This is a genomic window from Micromonospora sp. A200 (genome assembly GCF_029893845.1).
GTDB lineage: Bacteria > Actinomycetota > Actinomycetes > Mycobacteriales > Micromonosporaceae > Micromonospora > Micromonospora purpureochromogenes.
Window position 1 is genome coordinate 19,522 of sequence record NZ_JARXXY010000011.1, and the last position, 14,935, is coordinate 34,456.

A 14,935-nucleotide genomic window follows, 5' to 3' on the forward strand; every position below is an offset into this window, starting at 1 on the left:
ACGGAGGGAGTCCACCTCGTGCGACGTGTTTTCACGGCGGCCATCGCCGCCCTGACCGTCACCACCGCCGGCACCCTGGTGACCGGCACCCCCGGCCAGGCCGCCCTACCGGGTTGGGGCCGGCCGGTCCCGGTCGCCGCCGCACCGGCGCCCGGCAGCCCGGGCCTGGGCGACAGCTACTTCCCCGACTACGGCAACGGCGGGTACGACGTCAGCCACTACGACGTCCGCCTGCGCTACGAGCCGGCCACCGACCGGCTCACCGGCACCACCACCATCCTGGCGACGGCCACCCAGGACCTGTCCCGCTTCAACCTCGACTTCCTGCTCGACGTGGAGTCCGTCCGGGTCAACGGCTGGCCTGCCGCGTACACCCGCGAGGGCATTCACGAGCTGGTGGTCACCGCGCCGCGCGCCATCGTGAAGGGCCAACTGCTCACCATCGTGGTCAGATACTCCGGCGTGCCGTCGGAGACCCTGGTCGGCGGCTACACCGGTTGGACCCGGACCGACGACGGCGCGCTGGCGGTCAACGAGCCCGAGTCGGCCTGGTGGTGGTTCCCGGCCAACGACCACCCGCTGGACAAGGCCACCTTCGACATCTCGGTGTCGGTGCCCACCGGAGTCGAGGTGATCAGCAACGGCGTGCAGCCCCGCCCGCCGCTGGCCGAGCCCGGCAACCGGATGCGGTGGGGCTGGCGCAGCACCAAGCCGGCCGCCACCTACCTGGCGTTCCTGGCGATCGGCCAGTACGACATCGTCACCGACAGCGCGCCGAACGGGCAGCCGGTGATCAACGCGTACAGCGCCACGCTGGGCGAGCGCGGGCCGGCCGCGCGGGCCAGCATCGAGCGGACCGCCGAGATCGTCGACTGGGCGAGCGGGCTGTTCGGGCCGTACCCGTTCGAGGCCCAGGGCGGCGTCGCGGGGCCGATCGACGGCATCGGCTTCGCGCTGGAGACCCAGACCCGCCCGGTGTACGGGCCGGGCTTCTGGCGCCGCGGCGCGAACACCTACGTGGTGGTGCACGAGAACGCCCACCAGTGGTTCGGCGACTCGGTGTCCGTCGCGCAGTGGCGGGACATCTGGCTCAACGAGGGCTTCGCCTCGTACGCCGAGTGGCTCTGGTCGGAGGAGCAGGGCGAGGGCACCGCGCAGGAGCTCTTCGACTTCACCTACGCCGCGTACCCCGAGGACTCCGGGTTCTGGCAGGTGCGGCCGGGTGACCCGGGCGCCGACCGGGTCTTCGACAACGCGGTCTACGACCGGGGCGCGATGGCGCTGCACCAGCTCCGGCTGGCCGTCGGCGAGGAGGCGTTCTTCGAGATCCTGCGGGCCTGGACCGCCGAGCACCGGTACGGCAACGGCTCCGTGGCGCAGTTCCAGGACCTCGCGGAGCGGATCTCCGGACTGGACCTGGACGAGCTCTTCACCACCTGGCTGTTCACCGCCGGCCGTCCGGAACTGGCCACGGCCGCCCGCGCGACGGCTGCGGCCGCCCCGGCGCAGCCGAAGTCGTGGACGAAGATCCGCGAGGCGCACCAGCTCCTGCAACGCTGACCCCGGCCCGGCCGGGTGCCCGCTCCCCCTACCCGGGGGGCCGGGTACCCGGCCGGTGCGCCCGTTTCGGCGGCGGCGCCATCCGGGGCGGGAACAGCTCGCCCGAACACGCCGGGGCGGGCATCGCTCGGCACCGACGGCGGTCGGCGCGGTCGGCGCTCAACGCGAGGACCACCTGGAGCGCAGACCGCCCGCGAGACGCTACCGACCTGATGACGTGAACGACTCACGGCGCCGGGAGGGGCGTCAGGCCGCTGGCGCCGACACCGGCGGCGCGGCCGGCGCGCCAGCGGCCTCGATCGCCCGGATGTGCCGGTAGGCGAACCAGAGCGGCGGGAAGGCCCCGACCGCGAAGGAGAGGTCGACCAGCGTCCAGAACCACGGGATGTCCCGGATCGGCCCGCAGATCAGCGCCAGCGGCACAATTCCGGCGCAGGCGATCATGCCGAGCTGTACCACCCAGACGTTGCGCACCGGATCCCGTAGCGGTCCCCAGAAGGCCACCGCCAGCACCAGGTGGGCGTAGGCGAGCCAGTCGGTGCCGTAGAGCATGAACGGGTAGCGGTCGCCGGTCTCCACCAGCCCGGTGTGCACCCGCTCGATCCAGCCGACCAGCGCCGGCAGGTCGTCGGCGAGCGGGTCGAGCGCGCGCAGCAGCCAGCGCACCTCGATCTCCAGCGGGAACGCGGTCGCTCCACTGAGGAAGAGACCCACCAGCACGATCCACAGCCACCGGCGGATCCGCCGCAGCCGCTCCTCGGTATCCATGGCCGGAGCGTAACGATGATCTTTGCGCCGCTCGGTCCCGTGGACGCCTGATCCACCGGCGAACCTCATGACCTGGCTCACCACGCCCGGTGACTCCACCAGGAACGGCCACGCGGCCACCGGAGGAATCCGCATCGCCACTGTGAATCGTCTACGACATCAGGTCCGTAGCGTCCCGACACCGCTCGGGGTTACCTCGGTTGAGGTCCAGGCGCAGCCGGGTCGGCGGGCTCGCCCGAGGCAGGTGTGCAGGCGACACCGACAGCACTTCCGCCCGCGCCCTGCCCCGGCGTCGAGCCGCCTCAGGGCAGGCAGTCGCCCGGAGGCGCCTCGATCAGGGCCGCGCCGCCGGCCAACCGGGGGCGCGGGCGGGACCGGGCCGGCGCCCCGCCGGCGCAGTCGGCTGCGGCCCGGACCAGTCGGCTGGACGGCAGCCGCCCCGCCCCCGGCCGGCGCACCGCCGCCGGGTACCAGCCGGGCGGCGGGCTCCCCGCCGGGCGGGGCGTCGTGACCGGGTGGGGCGTCGTGGCCGGGCGGGCGGTCGCCACGGGCCGGGTCGCGGGCCGGACGACGCGGGTGGCGATGGCGGCGACCCGGCGGGCCGGGCGGCGCACCACGGGCGCGGCCAGCACCAGGGTGACCCGGCGACGCAGCCGGTGGTCGCGCAGCCCGTCGAGGGCGACGCCCGCGGCGGCCGTGGCGACGGCCGCCACCGCGCCGGCCAGGACCAGGGTCTGCCGGGGGCCGGCGTGCTCGGAGAGCCAACCGAGCAGGGGCGCACCGACCGCCGCGGAGACCGAGCCGGTGACCGCCAGGGCGGCCAGCACCCGACCGCGCATGGCGTAGTCGGTGTCGAGCTGGGCGCGGGCGCCGACCGTGGTGTCGATGACCACCGCCGCCGCGGCCACCGGGAGGATCACCGCGGCGAAGCTGACCGTGCCGGGAGCCAGCCCGGCGGCGATCTGCAGCACGCTGGCCAGCAGGCCGGCGCCGATCAGCAGCCCGTAGCCCAGCTCGCGGCGGCGGGCCGCCACCAACGCGCCCAGCACCGTGCCGACCGCGAAGACGGTGGAGAGCACGCCGTAGCCCGACGCCCCGGCGGCCAGCGGGCCGTCACTCATCGCCGCCATGGTCACCTGGTAGTTACGGCCCAGGCTGCCCAGCACGAACGACAGCGCCAACGCGACCAGCACCACCGGCTGGCGCAGCAGGTAGCGGAAGCCGGCCCGTATGCCGCCGTCCGCCGGCACCGCCTCGGCCGCCGCCGGCTCGCCGGTGTGCCGCTCCCCCTCGCGTACGGCGAACAGGGCGCCGACCACCGCGACGAAGCTGGCCGCGTTGACGGCGAAGAGCAGTGCGGGGCCGACGGCGGCGACCACGACGGCGCCGGCGCTCATGCCGAGGATGCGGCCGGCGGAGTTGGTCAGCGAGCCGAGCGCGAGTGCGTTGCCGAGGTCCTTCCGGTCGACCAGCGTCGAGGACCAGCGGCCCGACACCGGCCCCTCGATCGCCGACACCGCCCCGGTCACCAGCGCGATCGCGTAGATCGCCGGGAGGCCGCCGACGCCGGTGACGGCGACCACCGCCAGTCCCGCGGCGAGCAGAGCGTGTACCGCCTGGGCGGCGATCAGCACCGGCTTCGCCCGCAGCCGGTCGGCCAGCGCCCCACCCCAGACGCTGAGCAGCAGCGTCGGCAGGGCCTGGAGCAGGACGGCCAGGCCCATCGAGGTCGCCGAGCGGGTCTCCTCGAGCACGTACCAGTTGACGCCGAGCACCTGCATCCAGGTCCCGATCACCGATACGAAGCCGGCACCGGCCCAGATCCGGTAGTTGCGGTGACGCAGTGCGGCGAACGTGCTTCCGAGGGCCACGAGGGCCTCCCCGTCCAGACGACGACATGACGAAGCCGAACCCACGGCGGGTTCGGCAGCGGCCAAGTCTGCCGCGCGCTAAACCGATTTGCGGCTTTCGTGAGCGGACTCACCAGGTCGACGGCGCTGGCGTGGGGCACGCCCCGCCAGCCCGGCAGGCCCCGGGACGGACCGGACGCCGACGACGGACACCCCGGTCGGGACGGGCACGTCCGGACCGGGGTGTCCGTGCGGCGGGGTCGCCGCCGGGTCGTCAGCGGGCGGCGAGCGGCTGCCGCGCCGGGTCCACCGGGGCCGACAGCTCGCCGACCCCACCGAGGTACGCGTGGATCGCCGCGGCGGCGGCCCGCCCCTCGGCGATGGCCCAGACGATCAGCGAGGCGCCCCGGTGCATGTCACCGGCGACGAAGACGCCGTCGGCGTCGGTCTGCCAGTCGGGCCGGGCGTCGACCGCGCCCCGGGCGTTGCGGCGCACCCCGAACTGCTCCAGCAGCGGCTGCTGCTCGGTGCCCTCGAAGCCGATGGCGAGCAGCACCAGGTCGGCCGGAAGTTCGCGCTCGGAGCCGGGCAGCGGGGTGACGATCCGCCGGCCGTCCCGCTTCTCGACACTGACCTCGGCGATCCGTACGCCCTTGACCTGGCCGGTGCCGTCGTCGACGAACTCCTGCACCGCGACGGCGAAGACCCGCTCGCCGCCCTCCTCGTGCGCCGGGTAGTTGCGCAGCACCCACGGCCAGGTCGGCCACGGGTCCCGGGCGGCGTCCCGGGTCTGCGGGGGCTCCGGGTAGAGGTCGAGCTGGTGCACCCCGGCGGCGCCCTGCCGGTGGGCCACCCCGAGGCAGTCCGCGGCGGTGTCCCCACCGCCGATGATCACGACGTGCTTGCCGGCGGCGTCGATCGGGATGCCGTCGGGCAGCACGGCGAGGGCCGGTCGCCCGTCACCGGCCGCCGCCACCACGCGGTTGGCGGCGACCAGGTGCGCCATCGCCTGGTGTACGCCGCGCAGCTGCCGCCCGGGGGTCTCCGGAGTGTCCCGGCCCTGGAGCGCGCCGCAGGCCAGCAGCACCGCGTCGTGCTCGGCGCGCAACTGCTCGGCGGTGACGTCCACGCCGACGTCCACCCCGGTGCGGAACTGGACGCCCTCGGCGGCGAGCTGGGCCAGCCGCCGGTCGATGTGCTGCTTCTCCAGCTTGAAGTCGGGGATGCCGTACCGGAGCAGGCCACCGATCGCGTCGTCGCGCTCGTACACCGTCACGGCGTGACCGGCGCGGGCGAGCTGCTGCGCGGCGGCGAGGCCGGCGGGGCCGGAGCCGACCACGGCGACCGACCGGCCGGTCGGCGCCGGCACCGGGCGGGGCCGCAGCCCGCCCCGGGCCACCGCCGCGTCGGCGATCTCCACCTCGACCTGCTTGATGGTGACCGGCTGCCCGCCGCCGATGCCGAGCACGCAGGCGGCCTCGCAGGGTGCCGGGCAGAGCCGGCCGGTGAACTCCGGAAAGTTGTTGGTGGCGTGCAGCGACTCCACCGCGGCGTCCCAGTTGCCGGTGCGGACCAGGTCGTTCCAGTCCGGGATGCGGTTGCCCAGCGGGCAGCCGTCGTGGCAGAACGGGATGCCGCAGTCCATGCACCGGGTGGCCTGCTCGCGGATCAGCTCCTCGCCGGCCGGCGGGTAGACCTCGCGCCAGTCGCTGATCCGCACCGGCACCGGGCGGCGCGCCGGCAGCCGCCGGTCGTAGCGCAGGAAACCGTTCGGGTCAGGCACGAGCCACCTCCTGGGCCGCCACCCGCGGGGCGGGCGGCACCGGCGCGGTCAGCGCAGACATGACCGCGTCGTCGACGTCTCGGCCGGCGGCTTCGGCGGCCCGCATGATCTCCATCACCCGGCGGTAGTCCCGCGGGACCACCGCGGTGAACTCCTCCACCGCCTCCGGCCAGCGCTTGAGCAGCTCCGCGCCGAGGACCGAATCGGTCTCCGCGACGTGCCGCTGCACCAGCTCGTGCAGCAGGTCGCGCTCGGCGTCGCGCAGCGACACCAGGTCCACCAGCTCGGCATTGACCCGGTCGGTGTCCAGCCGGTGCACGTACGCGGTCCCGCCGGACATGCCGGCGGCGAAGTTGCGGCCCGTCTCGCCGAGCACCACCACCGTACCGCCGGTCATGTACTCGCAGCCGTGGTCGCCGACGCCCTCGACGACGGCCACCGCGCCGGAGTTGCGCACCGCGAACCGCTCCCCCACCCGGCCGCGCAGGAACAGCTCGCCGCCGGTGGCCCCGTACAGGATGGTGTTGCCGGCGATGATCTGGTCCTCGGCCCGCGCCCCGGCGGCGGCCTCCGGGTCGGCGAACGGCGCGGCGGCGTCCGGGCGGACGACGATCCGCCCGCCGGAGAGCCCCTTGCCGACGTAGTCGTTGGCGTCGCCGTGCAGCCGCAGGGTCACCCCGCGCGGCAGGAACGCGCCGAAGGACTGCCCGGCGGTGCCGCGCAGCACGAACTCGATCGTGTCGTCGGGCAGGCCGGCGCCGCCGAAGCGGCGGGTGACCTCGCCGCCGAGCATCGCGCCGACGCTGCGGTGCTCGTTGCGCACCGCCACCTCGACCCGGACCGGGCTGCCGTCGCGCAGTGCCGGCTGCGCGAGGGCGATCAGCTCGTTGTCCAGGGCCAGCTCCAGGCCGTGGTCCTGGGCCCGCACCCCGCGCCGCGCGGCGTCCGCCGGCAGCTCCGGCAGGTGCAGTACGCGCCCGAGGTCCAGCCCGTGCGCCTTCCAGTGGTCCACCGCCGGGGCGACGTCGAGCAGCTCGGCGTGCCCGATCGCCTCGTCGATGCTGCGGAAGCCCAGCTCGGCGAGGTAGCCGCGGACCTCCTCGGCGAGGAAGAGGAAGAAGTTCTCCACGAACTCCGGCTTGCCGGTGAACCGTTCGCGCAGCACCGGGTTCTGGGTGGCGATGCCGACCGGACAGGTGTCCAGGTGGCAGACCCGCATCATCACGCAGCCCTCGACGATCAGCGGGGCGGTGGCGAAGCCGAACTCCTCGGCGCCGAGCAGCGCCGCGACCAGCACGTCCCGGCCGGTCTTGAGCTGGCCGTCGACCTGCACGGTGACCCGGTCGCGGAGCTTGTTGAGCAGCAGCGTCTGCTGCGCCTCGGCCAGGCCCAGCTCCCACGGGGTGCCGGCGTGCTTGAGCGAGTTCAGCGGGGACGCGCCGGTGCCGCCGTCGTGCCCGGAGATCAGGATGACGTCGGCCTTGAGCTTGGCGACGCCGGCCGCGACGGTGCCCACGCCCACCTCGCTGACCAGCTTGACGTGCACCCGGGCGGCCGGGTTGACGCACTTCAGGTCGTGCACCAGCTGGGCGAGGTCCTCGATGGAGTAAATGTCGTGGTGCGGCGGCGGGGAGATCAGGCCGACACCCGGGGTGGCGTGCCGGGTACGGGCGATCCACGGCCAGACCTTGTTGCCGGGCAGCTGCCCGCCCTCGCCGGGCTTGGCGCCCTGGGCCATCTTGATCTGGAGATCGTCGGCGTTGACCAGGTATTCGCTGGTCACGCCGAAGCGACCGCTGGCGATCTGCTTGACCGCGGAGCGGCGGGCCGGGTCGTACAGCCGCTCGACGTCCTCGCCGCCCTCGCCGGTGTTGGACTTGCCACCGAGCCGGTTCATCGCGATGGCCAGGGTCTCGTGCGCCTCCGCCGAGATCGACCCGTACGACATGGCGCCGGTGGCGAACCGCTTGACGATCTCGGTGGCCGGCTCGACCTCGTCGATCGGCACCGCCGGGCGCACCCCGGTACGCAGGGTGAACAGCCCGCGCAGCGAGCCGGCCCGCGCGGCCAGCTCGTCGACCTTGGCGGTGTACTGCCGGAACACGTCGTACTGGCGGCTGCGGGTGGCGTGCTGGAGCAGGAAGACCGTCTCCGGGTTGAACAGGTGCAGCTCACCCTCGCGGCGCCACTGGTACTCGCCGCCGACCTCCAGCCGGTCGGAGGTCTCCGCGCCCGCCGCCGGCCAGGCCAGGCCGTGCCGGGCGGCCACCTCGGCGTGGATCTCGTCCAGCCCGATGCCGCTGATGGTGCTGGGGGTGCCGCGGAAGTAGCGCTCCACCAGCCGGGTGTGCAGCCCGACCGCCTCGAAGACCTGCGCCCCGCAGTACGACGACACCGTCGAGATGCCCATCTTCGACATGATCTTCAGGACGCCCTTGCCGAGCGCCTTGACGTAGTTGCGGATCGCCTTGCCGGGGTCCACGCCGACCAGCGCGCCGGTGGAGATCATGTCCTCGACCGACTCGAAGGCCAGGTACGGGTTGACCGCCGCCGCGCCGTACCCGATCAGCACGGCCGCGTGGTGCACCTCGCGGCAGTCGCCGGACTCGACGATCAGCGCCACCTGGGTGCGGGTCTGCTCGCGGACCAGGTGCTGGTGCACCGCCGCGGTGAGCAGCAGCGACGGGATCGGCGCCAGGTCGGCGTTGGAGTCCCGGTCGGACAGGACCAGGATCCGCACGCCGTCCTCGATCGCCTCCGAGACGTGCCGGCAGATCTCGGTCAGCCGCGCCTTGAGGCCGGCGCCGCCGTCACGCACCCGGTAGAGCCCGGAGACCCGGACGGCCTTGAAGCCGGGCAGGTCGCCGTCCTCGTCGATGGAGAGGATCTTGGCCAGCTCGTCGTTGTCGATCACCGGGTACGGCAGCACGATCTGCCGGCAGCTCGCCGGGCCCGGGTCGAGCAGGTTGCCCTCCGGGCCGATGGTCGACGACAGGCTGGTCACCAGCTCCTCGCGGATGGCGTCCAGCGGCGGGTTGGTGACCTGGGCGAAGAGCTGGTGGAAGTAGTCGTAGAGCAGCCGCGGCCGGGTCGACAGCGGGGAGATCGGGGTGTCGGTGCCCATCGAGCCGAGCGGCTCGGCGCCGAGCCGGGCCATCGGCGCGAGCAGGATCTTCAGCTCCTCCTCGGTGTAGCCGAAGGTCTGCTGGCGGCGGCGTACCGAGTCGTGGGTGTAGACGAAGTGCTCGCGCGGCGGCAGGTCGGTCAGGTCGATCAGCCCGGCGTGCAGCCACTCGGCGTACGGCCGGGCGGCGGCCAGCTCGGCCTTGATCTCGTCGTCCTGCACGATCCGCCCGTTGACCGTGTCGACCAGGAACATCCGGCCCGGCTGGAGCCGCCCCTTGGCGACCACGGTGGCCGGGTCGAGGTCGAGCACGCCCGCCTCGCTGCCGAGCACGACGAGGCCGTCGGAGGTCCGCCACCAGCGGCCCGGGCGCAGCCCGTTGCGGTCCAGCACCGCGCCGACGATCTCGCCGTCGGTGAAGGCGACCGAGGCGGGCCCGTCCCAGGGCTCCATCAGGCTGGCGTGGAACCGGTAGAAGGCCCGCTTGTCCGCCCGCATGCCCGGGTCGTTCTCCCAGGCCTCCGGGATCATCATCAGCACCGCGTGCGGCAGGCTCCGCCCGGCCAGGTGCAGCAGTTCGAGGACCTCGTCGAAGTTCGCCGAGTCGGAGGCGCCCGGGGTGCAGACCGGGAAGATGCGGCGGATGTTGCCGGGGATCTCGGGGCTGCGCAGCAGCGCCTCCCGGGCCTGCATCCAGTTGCGGTTGCCGCGGATGGTGTTGATCTCACCGTTGTGCGCGATGAACCGGTACGGGTGGGCCAGCGGCCAGGACGGGAAGGTGTTGGTGGAGAACCGGGAGTGCACCAGCGCGATCGCGCTCTCGACCCGCTCGTCGGTCAGGTCCGGGAAGTACGCCGGCAGCTGGTCCGGGGTGAGCATGCCCTTCCACGTCATGGTCCGGGAGGACAGCGACGGGAAGTACGCCGGCACGCCCCGCTCGGCGCTCTCCCGCTCGGCCTGCTTGCGCACGCAGAACGCCACCCGGTCCAGGTCGAGGCCGGTCAGCGGCGAGCCGGCCGGGCCGGCCGGGGTGTCGGTGAGCCGGTGCGCGGCCAGGAAGAGCTGACGGATCCGGGGCATCGCCGCGAGCGCCGTCTCGCCCAGCCCGCTCGGGTCGACCGGCACGTCCCGCCAGCCGAGCAGGTCGGCCCCCTCCACCAGGGCGTACTTCTCCACCACCTGCCGGGCGCGGGCCTCCGCCGCGTCGTCGTCGGGGAGGAAGACCAGGCCGGTGGCGTACTGGCCGACCGGTGGCAGCGGGAAGTCGACCACCGCGCGCAGGAAGGCGTCCGGGATCTGGATCATGATCCCGGCGCCGTCACCGGTGTTGTGTTCCGCGCCCCGGGCGCCCCGATGGTCCAGGCGACAGAGCGCGCCGAGGCCGCCCGCCACCACCGCGTGGGAGCGCCGGCCGTGCAGGTCCGCGACGAAGGCCACGCCGCACGCGTCGTGCTCGTTGGCGGGGTCGTAGAGACCGGCCGGGGGCGGGGCCGACTGCGGGCTGTGAGGGTACGGAAAGGCCACCGGGCCTCCTGTCGTCACTCAGGTTGGATCATGGTCGGGACGACGTCGGCCCTTGGCGGTTTATTGAGTCTACGTTAGGGAGACCCGCGCAAGGCCAGTGCAGATTGATCACACCTTCCAGACTCTGGGACAGGTAGTCTCGCGCGGTGGATCCCCTGCGCAGCGAAATCCTCGCCCGGCTGGAACGCTTCTACGACGCGGTGCCCCGCGACGTCGCACGCGGGGAGGAGCACGGCGCGCTCGTGCTCTTCGTGCGGGAAGGGGTCGGCTGGCCGTTCTACGCCCGACCCCGCCTCGACGCCACCGCACCCCCGTCGCTGGCCGACGTGACCGCCGTCCGCGAGCGGCAGCGCGAGCTCGGCCTGCCCGAGGCCCTGGAGTGGGTGCACGAGACCACGCCCGACCTGCTGGCGGTGGCCCGGGCGGCGGGGCTGAGCGTGCTGGAGGCGCCGCTGATGGTGCTCGACCCGGCCGCCCTGCCCGACCCGGCGACGCTCACCGACGTACCGGTGCGGGTGCTGGACCCGGACGCGCCCGGCTTCGCCGCCGACGTGGCCGCCCGCCGCGCGGTCGCCGCGGTCGGTTTCGCCGCCGCCGGCACGGCCCGCGGCGACGCGGGCCCGGCGGAGCGGGACGCCGCGATCACCGAACTGGACGTGGCGGCGCTGGACGAGGAGCGGACCCGGCTCGCCGACGGCCGCCGGCTGTCGGCGCTCGCCGGCACACCCGAGGAGGGGGCGCTGGCCAGCGGGATGGCGATGCGGGTCGACGACGTGGCCGAGATCGCCGGGGTGGCCACCCTGCCGGCCGCCCGCCGCCGGGGCCTCGGCGCGGCGGTCACCGCCACCCTCGCCGACGAACTGCTGGCCGCCGGCACCGACCTGGTCTTTCTCTCCGCCGGCAGCGAGGAGATCGCCCGGGTCTACCTCCGGGTCGGCTTCCGCCGCGTCGGCACCGCCTGCATCGCCGAACCCACCGCCCTCATCTGACCTCCGGCCCCCGGCCGCCTGCGTTGATCATGACGTTGGCGGCACGACACGCCGAGGCGAGCCCGGCCAACCTCATGATCAACGGGGGCGGCGGCGGGGTGGGTCAGGGGGTTGGGGGGCGCCACTGGGCGGCCGACGAGGCGGCGCTGGAGAGCAGGCGGGGGCTTATCGTGCCGAGGGCGGCGTCGCGGGCGCGCAGGGCCAGCCGGCCCCGGGCCTGGAGGACCGCCGACATCCGGCGGGTCTGCCGGACCACCGTCGCCGCGCGCGGGCGGCGCAACCGGTCGTACGCCTGCACGGCGTCGGGCAGTCGGGATTCGCGCAGCAGCGAGGAGAGGGTGGCGGCGTCCTCGAAGGCGAGGCAGGCCCCCTGCCCCAGGTGCGGTGGCATCGCGTGCGCCGCATCGCCGAGCAGCACCACGCCACCGGAGCCGGCCGGGAAGCCGTACGCCCGGGGCAGCGGGCGCAGCTCGCGGACCTCCTGCTGCACCAGGTCGGCCGGTTCGGTGGCGTCCAGCAGCTCGCCGATCGGCGCGGGCCAGCCGGCGTACCAGCGCTTGAGCAGGGCGAGCTGGGTCTCCGGCGGCTCGGGCCGGGGCGCTCCGGCGGCGGTGGCGACCCAGTAGATGCCGCCCCGGCGGGAGGCGCCGGAGGAGCCGCGCTCGCCCAGCGAGGCGGCTACGAAGCGGTAGCCCGCCCCCAGCACCTCCCCGCCGAGCGGCTGGTCGGCCGGCAGTCGGGGCGCCCGGTACCAGGGGATCACCGCGCGCCAGGCCGCGCAGCCGGAGCTGATCACCGCCGAGGAGGGGGCGAGCTGGCGGCGTACCGCACTGTCGGTGCCGTCGGCCGCGACCACCAGATCGGCCTCGACCAGGTGCCCGGCGGTGCCGACCGCGGGCCGCTGTCCGGGGCGGACCCGGACGGTGTCCACGGCCACGCCGGTGCGCAGCTCCACCCGGTCGCCGAGCCCGGCGATCAGCGCGTCGTGCAGGTCCTCCCGGTGCACCACCACCGGCATCCGGTCCGCCGGCGTGGGGCGCGGCTGCACCAGCCAGTGCCCGTCCGGGCGGCGCACCCCGGCGTCGGGCAGCGGGGTGGCGATCGCGTCCAGGCCCGCGCCGAGGCCGAGCGCGTGCAGCGCGCGTACCCCGTTGGGCCAGAGCACCACGGCCGTGGCTTCCGGACGGACCCGGTCCGCCCGTTCCAGCAGGGTGACCTGCCAGCCGGACCGGGCCAGCGTGCCGGCCACCGCCAGCCCGCCGAGCCCGGCGCCGACCACCACCGCGGTGCGCATCCCCGCCCCGCTCAGCTGTCCCGGTCGGCGGGCCGGGCGCCGGCGGCGCCCGCCCGGTCGTCCCGCTCCGGGACGTCTTCGTCGCCCACGGGCGCGGCCTCGTCGTCGGCGGGCGCGGCCTCGTCGTCGGCGTCGGCCGGGGTTTCGTCGTCGGTCACCGTGGTCGTTTCGGCGGCGGGTTCGTCGGGGACCTCGCCGGTCTCCCGGTACGCCTGGAACTGCTCCTCGCTGACCGTCCGGTAGCCCTCCGGGGCGACCGCCCGGGGCCCGTTCTCGGTGTGGGAGAGGTCGACCTGGGAGATGTCCCCACCGGCCGGCGGGGCCGGGACGGCCGGCACGCCCACCGGGATCAGGTACTCGCGGGGACCGCGGACCCGGAGGAAGTAGATCAACGCGCCGAGGAAGACCAGGGCGGCGGTCCAGACGTTGAGGCGCACGCCGAGGATCTCGTTCGCCTCGTCGGTGCGCATCAGCTCGATCCAGAACCGACCGACGGTGTAGCCCATCACGTAGAGCGCGAAGGCCCGACCCCTGCCCAGCTTGAACCGGCGGTCGAGGGCGAACACCAGGGCGGCGACGCCGACGTTCCACAGCGCCTCGTAGAGGAACGTCGGGTGGTAGAGCCCGGGCTCCAGGACCGGCTGGCCGGCGGGGTCGCGCTGCGCCTGGCCCGGGTCGGCCGGGTCCATCTTGTGGATCTCCAGCCCCCAGGGCAGCGTGGTGCGGCCGCCGTAGAGCTCGTTGTTGAACCAGTTGCCCAACCGGCCGACCGCCTGGGCCAGCGGCAGGCCGGGGGCGAGTGCGTCGGCCACCACGGCGAACGGGATGCCGAGCTGCCGGGCGGCGATCCAGGCGCCGACCGCGCCGCCGGCCACCGCGCCCCAGATGCCCAGGCCACCCTCCCAGATGGCGAACGCCTTCAGCGGCTCGCCACCGGCGCCGAAGTAGTACTTCTCCGGCGAGGTGATCACGTGGTAGATCCGGGCGCCGATGATGCCGGTCGGCACCGCCCAGACCGCGATGTCGAGCACCGCGCCCGGGGCCACGCCGCGCTGGCGCAGCCGGCGCTCGGTGACCCAGCAGGCCAGCACGATGCCGAGGATGATGCAGAGCGCGTAGGCCCGGATCGGCACCGGCCCGAGCTGCCAGACCGCGGTGGTCGGGCTCGGCAGGGCCGCCTGGGGGCTCAACGAGGCGAGGGTCACGGCTGCAAAGGCTACCGTTGCGGACCGCATCCGCGGCACCCCGGTCCGGCGAGGTTCGCGCGCCGGCTGACTTCGGGTTTGCCGGCCCGTACGCTCTTTGTCCATGAGCACGCTCACCTGGGCGGTCGCCGCGGTCCTGACCGACGAGGCCGGTCGGGTGCTGCTGTGCCGGCGCGACCGGGGCGGGCGGTGGGCGTTGCCCGGTGGGCGGCTGCACCGGCCGGGGTGCCCGACCGCAGCGGTGGCGGGCGAGGTCCGGCGGGAGACCGGGTGCCCGGTCGAGATCGTCGATCTGGTCGGCCTCTACCACCTCAGCGGCTCGCCCTGCGGCGGGCCGTCGAAGCCGGACCCGCAGCCCGACGTCCTGGTGCACGTGTTCCGGGCGCGTACCGGCCGGGACGCGGCCGAGGCGCCGCCGGCCGGCTGCACGCTCTCCTGGCACCTGCCGGAGCGGCTGCCCGCGGAGGTCACCCCGGTCACCCGGGCCGCCGTCGCCGACGCCCGGGCCGGGTGCTCAGGGGTGCTGCGCGACCTGCGCCCCGACCCGGCCACGACGACCCCGGCGGGTCCGCAGTCCCGGCCGGGCGATTCCGTGCCGCCCGCGCCGCGCACCGGGTCGGCCGTCCGGCCCACTCCCTGACCGGGCTCCCACCCCCCGCCGTTCGAGGGAGGCACTCGACATGCGGCGTGTCGCGGTGTCCCGGCTTGGGATACCGCGACACACCGCAAACGGTGTCGATCATGCCGGCCGTCGCCGAACACCGGCCCGGTCACGAGGGCGCGGGCGCGGGCAGGGCAGACCGCCACGGGCACGGGCAGCCGGGGCGCCGGGACGGCG

General features: G+C 74.7%; 9 protein-coding genes. 3 read left to right on the plus strand and 6 right to left on the minus strand.

Features of this window, described 5'->3' with window-relative positions:
* Positions 1-18 precede the first annotated feature (18 nt).
* Complete coding sequence (locus M2302_RS12875) at positions 19-1,560, plus strand: M1 family metallopeptidase (protein WP_280838145.1); 1,542 nt, start codon at positions 19-21, stop codon at positions 1,558-1,560.
* A gap of 246 nt (positions 1,561-1,806) precedes the next feature.
* Here the strand turns inward: M2302_RS12875 and M2302_RS12880 are convergent, their stop codons facing one another.
* The 4 genes from M2302_RS12880 to gltB form a co-directional block, all read right to left on the minus strand.
* Positions 1,807-2,328 carry a hypothetical protein gene (locus tag M2302_RS12880; protein ID WP_280838146.1) on the minus strand — a complete coding sequence of 174 codons (522 nt, stop codon included), beginning with the start codon at positions 2,326-2,328 and terminating at the stop codon, positions 1,807-1,809.
* A gap of 302 nt (positions 2,329-2,630) precedes the next feature.
* The gene (locus M2302_RS12885; protein ID WP_280838147.1) at positions 2,631-4,199 is read right to left on the minus strand and encodes an MFS transporter; all 1,569 of its coding nucleotides are present in this window, start codon (positions 4,197-4,199) and stop codon (positions 2,631-2,633) included.
* 253 nt (positions 4,200-4,452) lie between these two features.
* Positions 4,453-5,961 (minus strand): glutamate synthase subunit beta, encoded by a 1,509-nt coding sequence (locus M2302_RS12890; protein WP_280838148.1) that lies wholly within the window; start codon positions 5,959-5,961, stop codon positions 4,453-4,455.
* Positions 5,954-10,609, minus strand: coding sequence for a glutamate synthase large subunit (gltB, locus tag M2302_RS12895; protein WP_280838149.1), 4,656 nt, complete (start codon positions 10,607-10,609; stop codon positions 5,954-5,956). Before gltB ends, M2302_RS12890 begins: the two co-directional genes overlap by 8 nt.
* Before the next feature lie 146 nt (positions 10,610-10,755).
* Between gltB and M2302_RS12900 the strand changes: the two genes are divergently transcribed.
* A complete protein-coding gene (locus tag M2302_RS12900) occupies positions 10,756-11,598 on the plus strand; it encodes a GNAT family N-acetyltransferase (protein ID WP_280838150.1) in 843 nt (280 codons plus the stop codon).
* A gap of 103 nt (positions 11,599-11,701) precedes the next feature.
* On the opposite strand, the gene M2302_RS12905 is transcribed toward M2302_RS12900, so the two are convergent.
* Positions 11,702-12,892 (minus strand): NAD(P)/FAD-dependent oxidoreductase, encoded by a 1,191-nt coding sequence (locus tag M2302_RS12905; RefSeq protein WP_280838151.1) that lies wholly within the window; start codon positions 12,890-12,892, stop codon positions 11,702-11,704.
* 11 nt (positions 12,893-12,903) lie between these two features.
* Positions 12,904-14,097 (minus strand): prolipoprotein diacylglyceryl transferase, encoded by a 1,194-nt coding sequence (gene lgt, locus M2302_RS12910; RefSeq protein ID WP_280838152.1) that lies wholly within the window; start codon positions 14,095-14,097, stop codon positions 12,904-12,906.
* A gap of 103 nt (positions 14,098-14,200) precedes the next feature.
* Between lgt and M2302_RS12915 the strand changes: the two genes are divergently transcribed.
* Positions 14,201-14,737, plus strand: coding sequence for an NUDIX domain-containing protein (locus M2302_RS12915; RefSeq protein WP_280838153.1), 537 nt, complete (start codon positions 14,201-14,203; stop codon positions 14,735-14,737).
* Positions 14,738-14,935 lie beyond the last annotated feature (198 nt).

What these genes read in the sequence shown, in the direction of transcription:
- M2302_RS12880 (WP_280838146.1), bottom strand. Translation starts at nt 2,328, where the DNA reads ATGGATACCGAGGAGCGGCTGCGGCGGATCCGCCGGTGGCTGTGGATC.
- M2302_RS12905 (WP_280838151.1), bottom strand. Translation starts at nt 12,892, where the DNA reads ATGCGCACCGCGGTGGTGGTCGGCGCCGGGCTCGGCGGGCTGGCGGTG.
- M2302_RS12915 (WP_280838153.1), top strand. Translation starts at nt 14,201, where the DNA reads ATGAGCACGCTCACCTGGGCGGTCGCCGCGGTCCTGACCGACGAGGCC.